Origin of the sequence: Gallaecimonas xiamenensis 3-C-1 (genome assembly GCF_000299915.1) — a bacterium.
Lineage (GTDB): Bacteria > Pseudomonadota > Gammaproteobacteria > Enterobacterales > Gallaecimonadaceae > Gallaecimonas > Gallaecimonas xiamenensis.
The window spans coordinates 1-19218 of record NZ_AMRI01000001.1; the positions used below are offsets into that span (position 1 = coordinate 1).

Annotated in this window: 24 protein-coding genes; all 24 read left to right on the top strand. The window is 43.8% G+C overall.

Annotation, left to right across the window (positions count from 1 at the left end):
* Positions 1-128 precede the first annotated feature (128 nt).
* The gene (locus B3C1_RS19610; protein WP_083858214.1) at positions 129-815 is read left to right on the top strand and encodes a S1 family peptidase; all 687 of its coding nucleotides are present in this window, start codon (positions 129-131) and stop codon (positions 813-815) included.
* 503 nt (positions 816-1318) lie between these two features.
* A complete protein-coding gene (locus B3C1_RS20025; protein WP_156804400.1) occupies positions 1319-1741 on the top strand; it encodes a hypothetical protein in 423 nt (140 codons plus the stop codon).
* A gap of 101 nt (positions 1742-1842) precedes the next feature.
* Positions 1843-2262 carry a hypothetical protein gene (locus B3C1_RS20030; protein ID WP_156804401.1) on the top strand — a complete coding sequence of 140 codons (420 nt, stop codon included), beginning with the start codon at positions 1843-1845 and terminating at the stop codon, positions 2260-2262.
* Positions 2243-2659, top strand: coding sequence for a hypothetical protein (locus tag B3C1_RS00005; protein ID WP_156804402.1), 417 nt, complete (start codon positions 2243-2245; stop codon positions 2657-2659). Before B3C1_RS20030 ends, B3C1_RS00005 begins: the two co-directional genes overlap by 20 nt.
* Positions 2660-2729: 70 nt before the next feature.
* Entirely contained in the window at positions 2730-3155 is a 426-nt protein-coding gene (locus B3C1_RS00010; RefSeq protein WP_008482050.1) for a DUF4274 domain-containing protein, read from the top strand.
* A gap of 84 nt (positions 3156-3239) precedes the next feature.
* Positions 3240-3455 carry a hypothetical protein gene (locus B3C1_RS00015; RefSeq protein WP_008482051.1) on the top strand — a complete coding sequence of 72 codons (216 nt, stop codon included), beginning with the start codon at positions 3240-3242 and terminating at the stop codon, positions 3453-3455.
* A gap of 22 nt (positions 3456-3477) precedes the next feature.
* Positions 3478-3957, top strand: a complete 480-nt coding sequence (locus B3C1_RS19615) for a hypothetical protein (RefSeq protein WP_237750920.1) — start codon at positions 3478-3480, stop codon at positions 3955-3957.
* A gap of 458 nt (positions 3958-4415) precedes the next feature.
* Positions 4416-4934 carry a DUF4303 domain-containing protein gene (locus tag B3C1_RS19620; RefSeq protein WP_083858215.1) on the top strand — a complete coding sequence of 173 codons (519 nt, stop codon included), beginning with the start codon at positions 4416-4418 and terminating at the stop codon, positions 4932-4934.
* A 530-nt stretch (positions 4935-5464) separates the two neighbouring features.
* Positions 5465-5971, top strand: coding sequence for a hypothetical protein (locus tag B3C1_RS00025; RefSeq protein WP_008482052.1), 507 nt, complete (start codon positions 5465-5467; stop codon positions 5969-5971).
* 573 nt (positions 5972-6544) lie between these two features.
* Positions 6545-7579, top strand: coding sequence for a hypothetical protein (locus tag B3C1_RS19625; RefSeq protein ID WP_237750925.1), 1035 nt, complete (start codon positions 6545-6547; stop codon positions 7577-7579).
* A 112-nt stretch (positions 7580-7691) separates the two neighbouring features.
* Positions 7692-8171 carry a DUF6882 domain-containing protein gene (locus tag B3C1_RS00030; protein ID WP_008482054.1) on the top strand — a complete coding sequence of 160 codons (480 nt, stop codon included), beginning with the start codon at positions 7692-7694 and terminating at the stop codon, positions 8169-8171.
* Between the two features lie 455 nt (positions 8172-8626).
* Entirely contained in the window at positions 8627-9055 is a 429-nt protein-coding gene (locus tag B3C1_RS00035; RefSeq protein ID WP_008482056.1) for a DMP19 family protein, read from the top strand.
* Positions 9056-9271: 216 nt separating this feature from the next.
* Positions 9272-9613, top strand: coding sequence for a DUF5713 family protein (locus B3C1_RS00040; RefSeq protein WP_035480628.1), 342 nt, complete (start codon positions 9272-9274; stop codon positions 9611-9613).
* 571 nt (positions 9614-10184) lie between these two features.
* Positions 10185-11000 (top strand): hypothetical protein, encoded by an 816-nt coding sequence (locus tag B3C1_RS00045; protein WP_008482059.1) that lies wholly within the window; start codon positions 10185-10187, stop codon positions 10998-11000.
* 472 nt (positions 11001-11472) lie between these two features.
* Positions 11473-11886, top strand: a complete 414-nt coding sequence (locus tag B3C1_RS00050) for a hypothetical protein (RefSeq protein WP_008482060.1) — start codon at positions 11473-11475, stop codon at positions 11884-11886.
* 104 nt (positions 11887-11990) lie between these two features.
* Positions 11991-12512: a cysteine hydrolase family protein gene (locus tag B3C1_RS19630; RefSeq protein WP_008482061.1), complete on the top strand. Its 522-nt coding sequence runs from the start codon at positions 11991-11993 to the stop codon at positions 12510-12512.
* 518 nt (positions 12513-13030) lie between these two features.
* The gene (locus B3C1_RS20035; RefSeq protein WP_156804403.1) at positions 13031-13402 is read left to right on the top strand and encodes a hypothetical protein; all 372 of its coding nucleotides are present in this window, start codon (positions 13031-13033) and stop codon (positions 13400-13402) included.
* A 568-nt stretch (positions 13403-13970) separates the two neighbouring features.
* Positions 13971-14297 carry a ribonuclease E inhibitor RraB gene (locus tag B3C1_RS00055; RefSeq protein ID WP_008482062.1) on the top strand — a complete coding sequence of 109 codons (327 nt, stop codon included), beginning with the start codon at positions 13971-13973 and terminating at the stop codon, positions 14295-14297.
* Positions 14298-14812: 515 nt separating this feature from the next.
* A complete protein-coding gene (locus tag B3C1_RS20040; RefSeq protein WP_156804404.1) occupies positions 14813-15166 on the top strand; it encodes a hypothetical protein in 354 nt (117 codons plus the stop codon).
* A gap of 15 nt (positions 15167-15181) precedes the next feature.
* Positions 15182-16033, top strand: coding sequence for an MBL fold metallo-hydrolase (locus B3C1_RS00060; protein WP_008482063.1), 852 nt, complete (start codon positions 15182-15184; stop codon positions 16031-16033).
* Between the two features lie 198 nt (positions 16034-16231).
* Complete coding sequence (locus B3C1_RS00065) at positions 16232-16699, top strand: hypothetical protein (protein ID WP_008482065.1); 468 nt, start codon at positions 16232-16234, stop codon at positions 16697-16699.
* Between the two features lie 134 nt (positions 16700-16833).
* Positions 16834-17412: a hypothetical protein gene (locus B3C1_RS00070; RefSeq protein ID WP_008482066.1), complete on the top strand. Its 579-nt coding sequence runs from the start codon at positions 16834-16836 to the stop codon at positions 17410-17412.
* 84 nt (positions 17413-17496) lie between these two features.
* A complete protein-coding gene (locus tag B3C1_RS00075) occupies positions 17497-17805 on the top strand; it encodes a hypothetical protein (RefSeq protein WP_008482067.1) in 309 nt (102 codons plus the stop codon).
* Positions 17806-17885: 80 nt separating this feature from the next.
* Positions 17886-18671 carry a DUF4261 domain-containing protein gene (locus B3C1_RS00080; protein WP_008482068.1) on the top strand — a complete coding sequence of 262 codons (786 nt, stop codon included), beginning with the start codon at positions 17886-17888 and terminating at the stop codon, positions 18669-18671.
* Positions 18672-19218: the final 547 nt, after the last annotated feature.

Here is a 19218-nt window from a genome sequence, read left to right on the forward strand (position 1 = left end):
AAATCGAGCAGAATCAACCATACAAGTCAAAGCACTCGGACTTGGCAAAGCTGTCACCTTTTTTGTTCCAAAAAAGCCGCCAACTTCACCAAGCCGGTGTTTGAGGCGTTAGGCAAAGAGGAAAATGAATGCCACTTACAAACCAGTATAAGAAAGTTCGAGATTGCGTTGTTCAGGTTGTAGCGCTAAATGGTCAGAACATTGTAGGCTCAGGATCGGGATCTGTTATTGGTGCTGGGAATCACGTACTGACATGTGATCATTGCATAGTCGATGGTGCTCAGATGGCAATAATCGACCCTGCCAACTCGACAAATGGAATTCACGGGAACGTTATATTTCGTGACAGTAATTCTGATATAGCGATTTTAGAATTTACTAATGTTGTTGGAAAGCCTGTTGTTTTCTCGGATAGCTCTAATTGTGAGGTAGGAAACGGGGCTTTTGTTGTGGGATATCCGATGAATATTATGGAGCAGGTACTACTTTCGGCACATATTGCGAGCATCACGACGAGCTTAATCAGAATAGATTCATCAGTAAATCATGGTAATAGTGGCGGACCACTTTTTAACTTGGCAGGTGAGCAAATTGGTGTAGTAAATGCAAAGCATGGTTCGCTTTCTAACTACCTTAACCAATTGATGAATGCAAAGCCAACAATGTCAATGCAGGTAGGTGGTATTGATCCAGTTCAGAGCATACAAGTATTGATTGGAGAGATGCAAAAGAATCTCAACTTAGGAATCGGTTATGCTGTTCCCAGTAAAGTTATTAAACAATTGCATCCAATGCTTACTAAATTGATACCGTAGTCTTGTGCCTAACAGTGCTCCAGCCGACGCCAAAATCGGCGCGGCTGAGCTTAAACGTTATGCCTCATATAAAATATCGAGAGATCGACGAACCCAAAGCCGTCTCGTATGACTGTCCGGCGGAGTCCATGGCAGTGGCGATCACGTGCCTGTGGTATCTAGACACTGAGCAAGGAGCGGAAGGCCTGCTTAGCCCAATGTGCAGCAAGGTTGTGTGCTCGTGCGCTGGAACTTGCCAGTCCTGGGCTGGTGGTTCTTGCCCGCTCACGGTTGGGTATGGTGATGTCCTAAACCGAATGGCGGTTCACGTGATGCAAAATGAACCTCCATATTCGCTAAGTGAAGTTGGAGGCCAGGTTGTTCCGTTCGGTAAGCCGCTACCAGATATGGTTTGGCCGCACGAGGGTGTATTCCTCAATACGTGATGCTGAGGCATAACCATTCGCTGCAGGCGCGACGGCCCTGATGGGCTGCGGCCTGAGCTCAAACGTTAGGTGAAAAAAGTGAGAATCGAAGCTCGACAAATGTTCCGTTCAAATGGACTAATTGATGATCTGGTTTTGTATGCAGAGCCAGAGGAATATCATCAATTTGCAGATTTTGTTGGTAAAGCTATTAGCTCTAATACTCCAACGTTGATGCTGTCTGAATCTGGTATATCAATTGAGATCATTCGAGACGAGGCAGAAGAAGAGCTTTTTACATCTCTCCAAAATAAGACGAATGAATACTTCTCAATGGATGATTGGAACAATAGAGATATCTTAAGAATCTATGGCAGCAAAAGTGTTCTAACTGACCTGAAAGAGTTTCTAAATGATCTTGCGGGGTGGGGAGAAGGCTATAGCTATATAAGTGAATATTCAGAAGCGAGCGGCTACTCGAGCAATTCTCCAGAATGGAGGCTGCATGTTGAAATCACTTAACAAATCAATCAACTACGCGCCTTCGGCGCCGGAAAGCCTACATTGCGCTTCGCTTCATTTCGGCTGCCGGTTATTGAGGCGTTAGCATTACAAGAGGTGTCATGAGGAATTTTTCAATTTTCGCTATTTTGATAGCCGAACTTTTTATTTCAGGCTGTGATACCTTAAACCATCGTCAATATTTATTGGTTCCTGTTGTTTCAAATAGTCAACTTGAAGAATTGCGAACTGAATTGGGAAAGGTACTGGCGCCAGTCGTCTCAAAGTATCAGCTAGTAGATTCTCGTAGTGATGCCAATGCTTCTGATGTGGTTCTCTATTTCAAGACAAGAAGTGATTTTCCAATCCAAGTGGGCGCCAAAAATACAAGCACTGGGTTAGTGGTAGATATAATTCAATTCCACCCAGGAATTGGAGAAGATGAAGAGTATTCAAGGATTATAGTTGATATCAGGCAGGCGCTAGGTAACCTAAAAACAGTTGGAGTGTTAGAGTTGGATAATGGGCATCAAACCAAATAATGCTAACAAGGCGCTGTTATCACCACTATCGTGGCTGGGACGGCTTACGCTGCTCTCCAACCGCCCCCAAAGCTTTGCGTTAAAACTATTGAGGTTATTAGGAATGAAGGTGCTTGCCGAGATAGTATTCGACCACCTCTGGCTGTTGCTGTTTGAGGGAGAGGAGATTATTGATCTGGACTACTCCGTTAAGATGCAAGAAAGCCTTTCAGAGTACTTTTCTGCTATGTCGCAAGAGGAGAAAGGTGCGCTTTCTGACGTCGCTCGCGAGATTCAGGAAAAACTCCTTGCTGAGCCAGATGATCACGGCTATACCCCGCGTTCACTTATAACGGATGAACAGAAAGAATTTATGGAAGCTCTAGCTACTGGGGAGCTGTTTGAGCAATGGGTGTAAACGTTTTAACAAGGGCCTCCAGGCCGACCTTCGGCGGCTGAGGCGGGCGTTAGGCAGAAGAGAAAGTTCAATGATTAAGTGGCAGCGAGTGCACGAAATTGATGATTTGATGGGTAGCGAAGATATCTCTTGGATTGAAGTATGCAGACGCCTTAAAAATAGCGAAGAGCTACATTATGCTATGACGGTATTCAACTGGGATGATGGAGTAGACTTTCCGGTACTCATACTAAAGCGTCCTGAATGTGATCTTGGCACAATTATGTATATGTTCGAGATGATTGACGAAGAGCCCGAGGTTCAAAAAATCGATTATTATGACTTTGAAGAAGACATGAAAATGCTTTCTATCAAACTAAGAGAGAAATGGGCAAGCAACGATTACCCCTCCAATATCTCCCATGACGGCTCTCCTGGTGAAAAGCTAGTTGCAGAATGGAAAAGTAGACATTCGCACTATGAAATTTATCCAGATGAGCAGCCAAGTGATGCCTAATAAGGCTCCGCTGTCGGCTAAATTTTCCGTTGCACTATAAATTAGCCGCAGAGCGCGACATTATGCATCAAAAGAGAGCTTCGCATGGATCAAGTGATTTCCGTACCGGATGATGAATGGGTTACTTACATTGCAAAGAAGTGGCTGCTTGGAAGCCAGATATCTAAAGATATGACTGGTCAAGAAATGGATGGTTCTATAGACGATTTGCTTCGATTGCAAGCGATAATAGATTCTGGTCAAGTACCACTAGAAAACACCCAAGAGTTCATGGGATGGGTGTCAATTTTACTCAGATGATTAGCATAACCGGAAGAGAACAGTGAAATCGATACTTTTTTTAACAGTTTTACTAGCTACTTGCCTTCCAGCTTCGGGAAAGTCCCTCTGTAATTCAGAAGACAAGATGCTCTTCTCTTGTGAAATTGGGAATAAAAATGTTTCGGCATGCCTGACTCCAAGCACAACTATTAAATATCTATATGGAAATAAAGATAAAGTTGAGCTGAGTTTGAACTCTCCATTTTTCAGCAGCACAGTGTGCCCCGGTGGTGGAATAAGCAGGTTAAGATTTCAAAATGGCAATTATAGTTACATTGTTTACGACGTTATGTGCAACGCAAGTAGCATTGGTGATGGTCAGTGGAGCAAATCAGATTTCGCTGGGCTGATAGTGTTGAACCGAGATAAAGTAGTTGTTAATGCTGATTGTACAGACTTTGAAGATCATGTGCTTGGTGTCAACTCGAGTCTTTTGCCTGGTAATGTTGAACGTGAAGAGTTTAATTACGAGATACCGTAATGCTAGCAAACTAGTGACTCGTAACACGTGCCATTCCACTGCGCCGGATAGCAATTCGAAACATTAGAAGATATAAGGAAGAAACTAGCTTCGGACTCAGCTTTTTATGAATGGAAAGGCATGACATGGTGTTCAAGCTAGGACAAAAATGCAACGCATTTTTAGCAGCTTAAAGGATTGGATATGGTGAACCATTTCTAGTCGTGTTTGGAAAGCGTCCTGGCAGCCGGACTTTTAGCTAGGATCCAGGTTGTAAACTCGCCAAGTATTTAGGTTATTTAAATCAATATTCAGGTGACGAAGTTCATCGACTGAATGATCAATCTTAGAGGTAGTTTATAGTCCTCCATAAAAACGGTTGTAGATTTTTCGCCTGAAAAGTGCTGTCGTGGTAGCTTATACTGATGCTTCTGTCGCGCCGCAATCGAATATTCTTCAGGAAATACAATTAATAGCGTATGAAAGTCATAGATAAAAATGAATTAGTTAATTCACTTTACGAGTCGGCTATCCCTTGTCTAGAAAGGTTCTTTAAAGAACATAAAGAAGAAACGTTTTTTGGGTTTGCGGTCGAGATTCTTGCCGAAGAGGGTTACTTTCATATAGGGGCAAGTTCACTTGAATCATTCCAGACTATAGTTGATTCATATTCCCAAGCTGGAGAGTCAATGGAAGAAATTCTTGGCGAAGGTATAAAATGGAACAACCAAGAATGGGAATATTTTAATTTAAATTATGGCAGCGAAGTTTGGGACAATTCATGGCGTCCAATGCTAACTAAGATTGATGATTATAAGAAATACATAGGATCTTTGGATGATAAACGCCGGGGGAAAGCACTAGAAGATTTCTCTGATGCATTTGAGGCTGCAGCAAGGGAAGCCTTTCAGAGGATAGTATCTTCGGGTATTCTAGAGAAAATCAAGAAAACGTCAGATTTCAGAGCCTTTGTGTTCGAACATCATGAAGTTTTTTAGAATTAGACCTGACAAGCGCAGGTAATCTGATGTTCCCAGGAAGTATCGTGCTTTTATGAGCATGAGCATGAGCATGAGCATGAGCATGAGAAGTGAAGATTGAACTCTGATTGAGGAAGGCAGAGATCACTCGATTAGCAAGTGAGTTTATATTGCTGAAGTGAGGAATTGAGTTTTTTAGATTGCTAACATTGCTCAAGTTCAAGAATACTTGAAATAGGTTTGGAAAATGACCAAGTACTGGAAAGCACTTGAAAAATACTGACTATGTGGGGCTGCTAGCCAAAAAATGCAGGTGATGGACCTTCGACTATTGCCGCACTCTATGTGTTTCATCGCATAAAGACCGCCAATCGTCTCAGGCCGCTGCTGCCGGGTCAGGTTACTTATGGAAGCATTCCATATCTATGGCAAATAGCGTTCCTTATTACTAGTTTCTGAACGGGAACGATTTGTTAGAATAGCACGCCAGTTTTTTAACTGAGCAGACTTTAAGCGTTAGAGGCATCGCTACAGGAACCACGAGCCTTATGAATACTAAACGGGTGATGTTAATTTTATTCTGGTTGCTAATGATAGCGGGATGCAATAGTCAAGGTGTTGAGGAATACATGAAATCGGATATGCTAATTGATGAACACTTTTGGGGGGAGTTGAAAAAGAACTTTCCTAACGAGGATCTGTCTGACGAAGCTATACTAAAAATGGCTGAGGATTCTCTGCTTGCCAGTGCCCAAATAGGGTGGACATTTATCGAGTCAGATCTTGCTGAACTGGCAGGTGGCCAAGTTTTAATATCTATCAATGATGATAAATCAAGACCGATATTATCCATATCATCGAGCGGCATGCCCTATGAAATAGGTATTCTATTGCCATTAGAAAAAGAAAACGCCATCTACACAAGGAAAGTCAATGAGCCTGATTTTAAAATGGCAGCCTTGAGCGACGTTAACATTGAGGTTCCCAAGGCAATTCTCACTCAGCTAGCCGGTGAGGTATTCGCTGCGCACCTCAAAGAAAGTGGTGAGCTGTGAAGTATTGAGCAGTGACTCAAGCCGTTCGTTACGTTCACTGCTGCCTCTTAACCAAAGGTTAGGTGTTCCGTGAATGCCTTTTCTTCTCGCAGACGTCGTTTGTAAGTCCCGTTGTCTTACCGAGGCAACAGGATTTGAGGTGCTCCACAACTGATTGCCCCTTAGCCCTGGCATTTCATTAACAAAAATAACTGCCTAGTTATGAGGCATAGGCTTACGAGTTCGAGGCCACCAAACGTATCAATACCTAGCAATATTTCCATAGGTTACTGGGGCGAGAAAACATAGGGCTCACGGATGATGAAATTTCATACTATTTCCAGCTAATACAATACGAACCGAGCAGAATGCTGAAACCCTTGGCTATTGGTTTCATCGTTGAATGTGAGTCTTTAACATTGGATCAAATGAAAAAGTTTGGTAAGAAGCCGGTAGTCAGTAATGCAGAAGAAACATTTACTTTTCTTGAAACGTAATGTTGCAGATGAAAATCTATTGCAAATACATAAGAATGGCTCCATCCCGTTCCACTGGACCTCCCCGACGTTCGGCCTTGGATCTGGGTGTTAAGATGTGAGAATAAAAGGTGAAAAATTACAGATTATGGAAGATAAAATTGTTTCAGCGGTGAGAGCGCTTGCTGACTCGATAAACTCAGGTAGCAACGTCGCTGTTGATATGTCAGCGCTAATTGAAGTGACATCAGAGTTACCGCTATCAAGTTTTGACTACTGGGAACGTTTTATTCGTTCAGAGTTTTACTCGGCTAGAATGGAAGCTAGTCCCCTGAAGTGGGAAGTATGTTCAAGGACAAAGGAATTAGTCACTTGGCTTGACCTAATTAGCTTTAATGGTTACAAACGTGAAGAAGCGTTGCAGGCGCTATCTGGCGCTGCGCCGAATACTTTCTTTTTTTCTCTAGCGACTCGCAGGCTGAACGATTGGGTACCTCAAGTTCGTAAAGCAGCAAGGGAAAAGCTCCCTGATATAGCGAGATCGACTGATCCGAAGTACGTAGTAGACGCACTATGCGTTGTGCTTTCCAATTGGAACTCGTGGGGGAGGATAGAAAAAGAAGAGAAAGAGGTACTCCTAAACGTTATCTGCGAAAAGGAAATTGCCAAATGCCTTCGAGCTAGGCTGGTCTCTTCAGCTTCTGGGCCCATGGCGTCACTCTTTTCTCAGCTTGGGCGAACCCCGATACTTGATGGACAGATTGAAGAAATAGCTAGATCCGCTATTCAGCCTTCAGTGCGAGCCAAGGCATACCGCAGTTTATTTGAAGGGCGAATTGTTTGGGTCGAAGGTCGAAGGTGGGTGTGGACGGATATAAGGTACTGTGAAGGCAGGCTGAAACCTATCGTTGGTGAACGCGTACAGGAGGTTAAAACTTCACTCCTCGATTTACTAGAACGAGCATCAGAAGATCGTTCATCCATCGTTAGGCGCGTTTCAGCAGAAATTTTGATACGAGAGTTAGATAATCTAGGTTCAAAAGCCAGAGTTTTTGCTGAGCGTTTTGCTTCAGATAGTTCGCACTCTGTATCTGAAAGGGGGGATTTTGCCCTAAAGAAATTGGATGAATTGGAGCGTGCCAATGTCTCCTAAGAAGTACAGTCGGTCAGATTGGTCTTGTGCCGCTCTATAAACCAACCACAAATGCAGGTAGTATGTCGTTGAATCATGAAAATCTTTATAGGCGCAATACAAAGTGTCACTTATGACTGAAACACTAGCCGAAGAAAAGTGGATAGCACAGGTAACTGAGTCTCATAATTACCTTACTGATCGCCAAGATGAACTTGTGGCTCAGTATAAGCTTGGAGAGCACAAGCGATTTGACTGGGACCAGGATACTGGTTCTCTGGTATTTTCAAATGACGGTGTGGTCGCTGTCATCGCTAAAGTGCAGTTCGTTGGGTCGGTATCAACGACATCAAATACCTGGCTTTGGTCATGGGCCAACTCAACTGTCCGAGATAATGTTAAAGATCAAATGCACATCGTTCGCGATTTTGGGGAAAGGTCTGGTTTCGCTGCACTCACGACCGATAAGTGGGAGGCCGACGAAGTAGATGGTTGGGAAATGACATCAATCACAGCTTGGCTACTGAATGCCAAAGGGGCGTATAGAACACCATCCGAAAATGGTTTTACCTATATGGTAATTACGGAAATTCAGTGGGCCAATAACGAGTAGACATAACAACGGCAAGCGCAATCGCGCGTAGCGAGAGTATGTATACCAGACCTTGCTACCATCCGCCTGTATTGATGGCGTTGTGGATAGAGATAGTGGCATCGAAGAAGAAGCGCAAGGCCGCATTGGTCGGAGCATGGTTCTGACAAAATAAGTTATCGAAAACATGCCTTTTCGCTGGCAGTGCTCATCAAGCTACTCAATCACCTAGATGAAGGCCTTGATGAAGGAGGCTCGCAGGGACGGTCTCATGCCAGATCTAGTGCTTACCTGGCTCGAAGAGAGGGAAGGCTAGTGTGACTGCGAGATATTGGCTAGCGTAGTGGATAGTCGGGAAAGTGAGATTAACAATACAGAATGACAAGCTGTTCGAGTTTTTCTGGTCGCAAACGGCCGCCATGAGACAAACAGCTTTGCTGTTCGTCCATTAGCAAGATATTTAGCTGGAAGTTAGTATGGAAGACGCCAACAGTAAATGGTTCGATTTTTCGTTAAAAGCGGTCGATAGACTAAACTCGATGGATGGGGATTGGCAAAGGCTATCTGGCGTTGAACAAGAGCTCGCTGCTTTGTGGAAACTAGAAGCGGATATGAATAATGGCGGTTTTGTTCAGTTTTTCTGTAACTGGGGTTTTGATTGTTACCAGTTTTCTAGAAGAGCCCTAAATAATATTCAAGCTTATGATGCTTTAAAAATAATTGAAAAAGAGTTTGCCATCATTGATGCTGTTTTCGCTAGGTATAAAAATGAACTGAAAGAGTATTGGGATATCCCAAGATATCTTGAAGAGGGCGAGATAGAGGAATTGAATAGGTTGGATGAAGAGTTTTGGGGGTATCCTGATGATATTAGCCAACTGGGGCTTGGGTTTTATAAAGCATGATAGGGTAATGAATTATAGAAACTGTTGGAATGACCTTTAGTCAACGTCTAGCCAATTTTGTCCTGTAATTCTTCATGACTCGTCAGTTAGGACTGCTACTTTCGGTGTTGGTGTAAATTTATAGCATCAAGACTAATAAAACATAGCAGTGGTACCGGTTCACTATTGGGTCCAGAAGCTGTGCTCAGCGATAACTTTCTTTTTTAAGGGGTTAATGTGCCAATAACAAACAGTAAAATTAAAAGCTATGATTTTCTTTCTGGAATGTACCGAGATAGCTACTTCCCAGATTTTTTAGTCGATAAAATCAGAGGGGTCCTTATTGATCTATGTGAGAAGATTGAAGCCCAGCTACCTGAAACACCAGAAGCCCTGTTCCTACTGACTCATTCTGCAACAGAGAGCATAAATGATTTAGGGGAAGAGTTTGAGGAAAATGGTAGCGAATTGGAGACAGAAGCTAGAGAAGTCATGGCCGAAAACTTTGACTTCATAGTAAAGGCTTATGGTTTCCCAGATGTAGACATTGAAGATGTAATTGCACCCAGGGAATGGTAGTGGTATCTGAAAACCATTTGCATTGGCTAAGCTGCATTATATCTACGGAGCTAGGTCTTGCTGCTTCTGACGTGATGTTTCACCAAACTATTTAGTGAATCTATTTTAGCTTTATAGCAGAAATGGGTAAGAGTCCTATGGGCGAGGAGATATTCTGTAAATGGTGACTTCCCTACGGCGACCAGGATTGCTGGACCCATACACAATCTGCTTTCAATGTGGCTTGGCCTCCAAATGATGAACCTTCTTCATGTGAGCGCCTCCCGGTCGCCGGCAAGTGCTGTCACCATCCCTTAAGCGAAAGTGAGACCATCAGGCCAGTGCTTGCTGCGTATGAGCGTCTCGGATCGTCTAATACAGTATTGAGTATTCGTACGCCGAGAGTGACACCCCGTCAGGGTCTGTATATGAACTGATGGCAAGGGGGCACTCCAGGGAGCGGAAATTTATCCCTGCTGGGTGCTAATTATTCATACAGGCTCAACCTGCTTCACGGCTCGGTTCAAGTCAGGCATTATCTTTCAACCTGGCACCAACTTCAGAGGTTTACATGGGATTAAGGTCTCTACGTTTGAAAAGAAGCAATATTTTTTATCCCACAAGTGGCAATAGCCGCGACCTCGTAGGACTCCTTTTTAACCTAACATTAGACGATGAAAAACTAGAGGATATTATAGAGCTTGAGGAGGAGTCTCATAGAAAAAATGAGCAGGGTGTCGATGCAGAAGCATTGGAGCTCTTGATAAAAAAGGCAAAAAAAGAGTTAAAAATAAATCCGGAAGATGTAGAGAGAATTTATATTCAAATACTTCGTGGCGGTAGTGTTCCAAGAAAAATCAGCGCAGCCGAATACCCGTTGCTGGTTTCTTCTTTTCAGCGATTGATACCCGAGCTTAGAGAAAATGTCAGTTTCACTAGGGCTCATTTTGATACCTATAAAGCGTTAGTTTTGTTTGGTGAGAGCTCTCATTACAGTATCAGCAATCAATCGTCTCAGAGCTTTGCTTCCTATAGCGTCTATCTTAAAGCTTGGTCGCAGATAAATAAGTATAGTCACATGAGAGGCATGGCTGCCAAACTTGATAAGTTCAGGCCGTTCTCTGAAGATGTAGCTGTAGTTAACAGGTTTCAGGAAGTTCTTGATTGTACGAATTATCAACACATGCGGGTAATTAGATCGGAGTATTATAGCGTATCCACATTATACTTTTGGGGCATGCTGCTTACTTTACTTTTGAACAAAGATGTTCGTTTTTCGGTTCTCGACAAATTCTTCTCTTTGTCAAACTCGATACCGCTCTTCGATGAGCATATAGAAAACTTAGACTTTTTTGTTGAAGCTGTTGGTGATGCAGAGCTATCAGCTTACTACAGTAGTAAAAAATAGCTGCTGTATATTGGTAAAAGGCGTGCGGCGGGTGGAGACTATTGAAATGTGTCTCATTGAATCATGAGGTCTAGCGCCGCGTCGTATATCAACCGTTTAAATCGTATGCTAGGGGACGCTGGGACACTCATAGGCAGGTGCATTTACTATTGTCACCATTTTACTTTGGTAAAGGCAATGCGTCTGGAGAACTGAAAGCATTCTTCATCCCTGACGAATTATGGGAAGGCGTAATGGTGTCTATTGACAATGGGAATTCTCCCCGGGATGCCTCTAGAGTCTTGAAAAGACAAATGTTGCAATGCTATGAGTGCTCAAGGATTTATATTCAAGACAAAGGTGGGGAGTATTTTTCGTTCAAGCCTGAGTAAAGCTGTGACTTTGGAAATCTTAGCAGTACATGATGGTCAATCAACTCCGCGCCTATGGCGTCGGACGTACTACAGTGTGCCAGTTGTGCTAGGGAGCACCCATGAGCTTTGACGTGTGTGTACAGTGGTTTCGCAGGGGAGAGGCGGATTGGGTTGCTACCGACCTTGTTCTTGAGGCGTTCGGTAGCGCTCTCATTGCCGAGGACGACTTCGGTTGGCGATTATCATTCGGCCAGGAGGCCATGTCAGACATCTATCTGTCATTTGACGGCGATGACACTTCACGTGTGTGCGCCGTCACCGTTAATCGGCCAAGTACCGCCGATGCGATGTGGGTGGCGCTATTCGGCCTGCTGGGGATCGGCAATTCGGTGTTCTTCTTTCCAGAAGGCGGGTTATTCGTCCGCTCGTCTAATGTGCGTGAGCATTTGCCTATCGACCTGATCGAAGCGCTAGGTGAACCGCAGCCAATTGTCCAGTCACAGGATCTCGTTCGTGCTATCCAGTCTTCCTAGCAAGCCGCGCCTGTGGGTGCAGATCCATCGGGCGCTGCTATTTAATGTGATCTGTTTGCTAGTGCAGCGGTCCATGTAGTCATTACTTTTATGTAGGAGTAAATATGAAAGCAGCCCTTTTGGTTGTTGATGTACAGAATGGGGTCTTCGGTCCGAGCAACCCACCACATTTATCTGAAGAAGTCATCGTCAACATTAATCAGTTACTGGATTACGCTATTTCATCTGAAATTAAAATAGTGTTTATACAGCATCAAATTCCAGGTGTACTGGAGCCAGAGAATGATTCATGGCAATTGTTTTCAGGTTTAACAGTCACTGATTCAAGCTCAAAAATTCGCAAAGCTTCTCCAGATGCATTCTATGGTACCGATCTGAAAGAAGTTTTAGATGCAAGTGGAATAGAGCATGTCATCATTTGCGGATATTCAACAGACTTTTGTATAGACAGAACGGCGTTTAGTGCGGCAAGCAAGGGTTACAAAGTTACTCTGATAGAGGATGCCCATACAACACATAACAAGCCTCATTTGGATGCTACAGCAATTATTGCTCACCATAACTTTACGCTTTCTAAGCATCCCAATATCGCATTGGTAGCTACGGTATCACTAACTTCGGGTTAGCCAATATATCAGCTGGGATTTTTTATTATGGAAGCATCGGTAGCTTAATTGATAAAGTTAGCGACAGTGGATGCAACATGGCTGTCGAAAGATGCGCTCCATTTCTATGCAGGATCATTGGATGTTGCGAAGATCAGGAAGGATAGACAATTTACGGATACAAGGGTTCACTTTCAGAATCTAGATAGCGAATAAATAATTAATTATTATCCAAGTGCCTTGGAGTGGCGCTCTATTATTGTGTTATTAAGTTAGCCAGGAACTTATAAGGGTTCCAGTGCCTACTATGGTGCCGAATGGTTCGAGGCTGGCTGCATTTAATGGGGCATGTAGAGTGTCTCGACAGCCACCCATCAGAGAGAGTACGCCGGCAGGAGATGGCATCCGCTAGCGCTTCCTTATCGAAAAATGGTGGTTTTTAAATCGTATGAATTAATAAAGGATTGCTCAAGAGTAATAACTTGCTTAAGGCATCTATGTGCTTACTTAAGAGCTTCGCATACTAAAATCGAGGGAATATGAACACTATCCGTACGCTTTTATTACTGGTAACGGCAATAAGCCCTGCGCTGCATGCAGAAACCTGTTCGGTATCAGAGAAAGATATTCTAGGCGCTTGGGGTAAAGATGGGGAACAGGGATATTTCGATGAGTTTTCACTTGACACAGATTCCGATACTCACGTATTCAATTCATGGATTGATCATAGACCAGAAATTTCCGGTGCTGGTTGGGAAATAAAAGATTGTCAGCTGCTGATATCAGGTCGCTACAATGAGTTCCCGCCATTCCAGCTAAAGATTATTGGCCTAAAAGAAGAGCGGCTTCGTCTCTATGACGAAGAAGACAGCTTAGAATGGGTGTACAAGCGTATTTCGAAGCGCCCTTAGGACTGGAGAGTGGGCGTATTAGGTCGATATTGATCTTAATGAATTTTACAGATGCATGCGGTCGTCTAACAAGCCAAGATGGCCTTTTGGCTGGTCCGGTTTAGGGAATGCACAGTAATGAAATCCAGTATCTCAATACTCTTTTCGCCTGAGCCGGCCCAATGGGGCTTGAGGGGGGACCCATACCTTTGGCGAGAAATGGCGGAGCAGTGCCAAAGCGTTCCGCTTCCAGAGTCGGTGTGTGAACTGGCTGCTCTGGTTGAGGAAGTCTTCTTAAGACTCACTGGCTACCCCGTATCCTATGCACAGCATTTTAAAGTGGAGCGGCATGCTCATGGCGGCATGTCTTCAGGTCGGATTGCGACGGAGTTTTGGCGTGAACGAGGTATTCCTCTATTGTTGTCAAGATTCATAGCCCAACAAAGTCTGCAAGTCGACGACTCCGAAGATTAGTTAGGGTTGGCTGGAGTATTGTCCGTGGTAATGATAAAGCAACTTATCCGATCATCCCAGCTTCAACCGTGCCGTGATTTTGCTAAATCCAAACCTTCTATGTGTAATAAGTGAAATGGAATCAAGTATAGATGGTATCCAAAAAGTCTACTCTCAAATGGAAGACAATGGTTGGGATCCAACTGCGCCACTAAAATGGGGGTTCTTTTTCTACAGCCGAAAAGAAATCGACCTGAAAGGAGTGTTTTCTGAATTAGAGGGTCATGAGTATAAAATGGAGGGGCTTCGGAATATAGATGATGAGCAATGGCTACTTCATGTAAGCAAGAGGGATGTATTGACACCGGACAAGCTATACCGCCGAAATGTTGCATTCAATGAATTAGCCGAGGCTTATCATTCATACTATGACGGCTGGGATGTTGCTAAAGACGTCGAATAGGAAGTAATGTAGGTCACATAATCTTCGGTAATGAATTCATTAAGCATCAGTCACAGGGAAGTTTCCAAAGAAACAAGGGCTTGATGACAAGGAAGGTGTTACTTGCACTCGCAATTTTCACTGTTATCGGTGACTGCAAAGATGAAGTGGGCAACTTTTTTGGTACCTGGAGTTGCTCTGAACAGATTTCAAAAAACCAAAACATGACCGAAATTATAGTAGTGGTAAAGACGAGTGATTGAAATACCGAGCCAGAGACGTGGGGCGAAATAAAGTTTGCGCTTACCCCAGATTCTGATTTAGTTCTCTTTTATAGTAGAACAAAAAAAGGCTTGAATTTTCCGGGGAGAATAAGATTACAAGCTACCTTAGGAACCAGCCAATAGAGTTAACCAGGGTACCCAACTGACGAATCATTTAAATCAGCGAGTAGTCTAAATCGTTTGATCTGTAAACTGAATGCTTACCGGCTAGTGGGCGTCCTTGCCTTGATGTTATCAAATAGAGGAGATTCTGTGAGCCCAGAAGAAGGGGGAAGCTGGTTTTTTCTTTCTATAGAGTTATCGGCTGAGAAAGGATTGATCCTTGACAAAGAGGCTGCTTCAGCATTAGAAGCTGAAGGCATTTTAGAGAAACTCAGTGCTGATGGCGTCAGTGTTATAAAGAATGAAGTCGGGGCTTGGCAAGCCTTCGCTTTTTCAGAGGATTTCATGCCATATTCGATTCCACCATCAATTCGTTTAATTGCTCCCTATACTAAAATTGGTACGGTGATAACTTTAGATAATGGTTGTATGCCAAGTGTGGAATGGCGGTTTAAAGAGAAAGGGATTGAGGTTTTTGATTCATATGGCTTTACTTCGAAGTAAGATAGCGTAATTCCCATGAAGTATCTTGCAGATCTGCTGTTGTTGCTTTCACTCAATTCTTTTTCTTCAGAGGAAATCGAAGTTATTCCAGAAAGGACAGATAAAAATGGGTATGTCGAGCCATTTAAGATGTTCGATGACTTGTACTACGTTGGAGATAAATGGGTATCGTCATACCTGGTAAAAACATCGGCTGGTCTTGTCTTGATTGATTCATTGGAAAGTCCCTATGGACATTGGATCCCAGAAAGCATCGAGAAGCTTGGGTTAGATCCAAAGGAGATAAAATACATACTGATTACTCATGGTCATTCAGATCATGTAGGTTCTGCCGAATACCTACAGAGTAAATACAATGCTAAGGTTATCATGTCTTATGAGGATTTTATCCTTGCAAGATCGCAATCTGCAAAATATTCCGAAGAAAGTCATTTTCTGCTGCCAAGCATTGATAGCTTTGCCAAAGATAATGATGAGTTAGTTGTTGGGGAGAAGACCTTTAAGTTTTATTTAACGCCTGGGCATACAAGAGGATGTCTTTCAATAGAGTTCTATGTCCAAGATAATGGCGTTGAGCATAGGGCATTTGTTGTTGGTGGACATGGTACCAACTTTATTGGTCTGGACTTGGCTGAGAAGTATATCAGGACTATAGAAAGAATTAAGCGTGTATCGCAAACACCGCCGGTAGTAGAAGTCAACCTTGCTAACCATCCCCAATGGGCTCAACTTTTCGAGAGAAGAGAGAAGCGTTCCGAGGCTAGAAATCCGTTCATTGATTCAGACGGTTTTAAAAAGTTCATAGCGGTTTTAGAGTCTCGTGGGAGCAAGAAGTTGCAGGAAGAAAAAAGCAAAGCCTCGGAGTAGAGCAACTATGCTAAATCAACTGCTGCTAAGGCATAATTGGATATGCTGGATAGGGCATTTACGCTTATCTTCGACATGGTAATGCAAGGACCGGTTTTCATATCTCTTCTTTGATTTTTATAAGTTCGAAAGGTTCTAATGATTGCCTTTTCAGGACAGCGTTTTTATCAGTCGTCCCCCTGGTTTTGGTAGAAAAGTATGAAATTAATCCCTTACGATAAATTCAAGATAAAGACTGCGCTATCTCCAACGGAGGTGGCACAACGAGTTAGAAGTTGTACAGGCGAAAAGAAGGTCTTCAGCTTCGATCCATCACATGAATTTGGCGGCTATGTTCATGAAAAAGGATTCGAAATAACGAAGAATATTTCTTACCGTAACTCATTTCTGCCGGTGATCGAGGGGAGAATTGAGCAAGCAAGAAAAGGTTCACTGGTAACGATTGCCATGCGTCTGCATTTTTTGACGATGCTTATCATGGTCATGTTGTTCTCCTGTGTGGGTCTTGTAGGTATTGCCATGCTTACAAACATGGATGATTTTTCTCTACCGGTGTTGATACCGTTTGGGGTCCTTCTTTTCCTGGTGGTGTTGGTGCTGGCAGGCTTCTGGTCAGAAGCCCCCAAGCAAAAGCGCAGGCTCATAGCGCTACTCAAGGATAAATAGCCATGGCAATAGGTTTTCAAGGCGTTGTAACACTGGGGGTAAAAATAAAGGCGTGGAGCGATTCGGCTTATGGCAGATAGCCAGTGTGGTGTAAGTGACCCTGTTTGCTATCCGCAAGCAGACGGGGCTGCGCAATGATGTATACAGATGAGCAGCTCCTGTACTTCGAGCAATTGCTGATAGGCAAAGCGGAGCTCAGCTGGCGAGCTTGGTGGGCCCAGAATGAAGAGTTGCTGAAGCAGCAGTTGCCCAGGTCTGAATACCTTCGCATCAAGTTTGGGCTGGTGAGGTATGCCCACCAAGTGCTCAGTGATGCAGGCTATACGGTACAGTGGGGGCCTGCCGCATCTCGCGAAGCGTTCTTTGCCAATCTTCACGAGTCGGTGCTGGATGGAAAGGGTAAGCCTTCCAAAACACACCGGCTCACAATGTATGATGGCGCGTTGGCTTCTCTAGAAGCCGGTAATGTCCAAGAGGCTGTTGGCAAGGTCCGAAAGATCATCCAGAGGGCTTTGATAGGCCGTGAAGAGCACCAAATTGAGGAGATATGCTCAATGCAGTTTGATGCCGAAATGATGCTAACAGGTGGTGTTGATTTCGATTTCGGATTAATCATAGCCAATGAGATTGCATCTATTGGCGACGATGATGATATCCTTGGAACGCCAATTCGGTACGCCAGGGAGTTAGTATTGCGTCATACAGACCACTAACAATGGCTCCCTAATGGAAGTGTCATAGCACGCCGTTTACCTTTAGTGGCTTTTGCTGAACGGAATTTAAAGAAGGGACGCATTATGCTTGACGGTATTATCAAGTCTTCACCTGCGACAGTGCAGGACGGCGTGGCCAAAGCGGATGGAAAGCTGTCATTGACAGATTCCGAAGTCGCTTTCTTTCCATTTAATGATCAGTTTGGGTTGGGTCCGTATAGGTTCCAGCGCAGTGAAATAGCATCTGTCGTTAAGTGCTTAGGTAAAGGGGGAGGCATCATACCCATTACCACTGATGCTATCCGAATAACGCTTTTAAATGAATTGCGTTATGAGTTTATAGTGGCTGAAGCCGAGGAGTGGATAGCCGCGCTTGAAGAAAAAGTTAATTAGCAAAACATTGGTTCTGGTTTACAGAGCCAGTGCTATTTTGGTTTTCCGGCGTAAGCCAACAAAGAGATAAGGATGACATTTTGGCTTTACAGATATCGATGCCCCTGTGCAAGGGAATGCCAGTAATCTCTTTAGATAGTCTTAAAGAATACTTCAGTTCGGTGTGGAATAAAGACATCATATTTGATGAGGATGTCAAAGATAATGTCTTTTCCTTTAATGTTGGAGATTCGTTCGTGGCTATTGGGACCATGGGCGCTCCTTTTCCTTGGAGTGACCTGGAAGGGCCTTGTGCAACCAGTATTCTTTGGCCGTCTGCTACTGAAGATGTCCAATCGCATGATCACCATTTGATTATTACTGTTATTGACGACAATCTTTCAGAGGTCAATACCTCTATCTTGCTAACAAAAGTAACGGCCGCTCTACTGTCTGTCTGTAAAGAAGCGATAGGTGTTTTATGGAGCAACGCGTCCATGGTTGTTCCCAAGGACATGTTTATCAAGTTCGCAGAGGAAGTGCTTCCTCATGGGCCTCCGGTGCATATTTGGGTTGATTTTCGGGTGGGGGATGGTGATGCAAACCTCTCATCAGGATTTACCTCCGGACTCGACGCTCTGGGGCTAATGGATATAGTGGCTACGGAGACGCCTGAGTCAGTCGCAGGTTTAAGAGAGCGGCTGACAGGTTTGGCCGGCTACCTTATTTCTAACGGTCTGGTCATCAATGATGGCGATACTATTGGCCATGATGAAGATGAGTTGATAAGGGTTGTTTATGGCGATTCTGAATTTGGCCATGAAAAACAAGTGATGCTTCTCAAGTACGGAAATGAGGAAAAGAAGTCCAAGTTTAAGTTCTGGTGAGGAAGGTTCGTACCTTACAGAGGGGCAATTTTAGCCCCTCTGTATTTTCTTGGAACTTATTGGGATGCAGGGGCATTACCCAAACGGATATCAATGCGAGATGGTGTAGCAATATCGAAGAAAGCTGATAATCCAAATGAAAAGGTTAATGTGACTGTGGATTGATGCGACCCGAAGGCGCGAGAGGTTTAATGGCTGAGGGTTCTAACGATGTTTGCGCGATGATAGGCTGTATAGTGGAAAATAAAGGGTGTTACTTATAATGAAGATGGCAATCATCAAGCGAAGTTTGTGCTTGGGGCTGTTACTAGGATGCGTGGTTGGCTCTTTTTGTACCTATGCGGCTTGGAGCCATAACCCACAAATGCGCTTTCACTCATCGGATTTTATAAACTACAGTGAGCTGACCCTTATTTGGCTATCAGGTTTTTTATCGGGAACGCTCGTTGTCAGTGTGACGACTTTTGCGTTACATTCAATCGCTGCCAAGCTGCTGACCAAGCGTAACTGATAGCGTTTTTTCTTTAAGGCCAGTCTGGACCCCTCC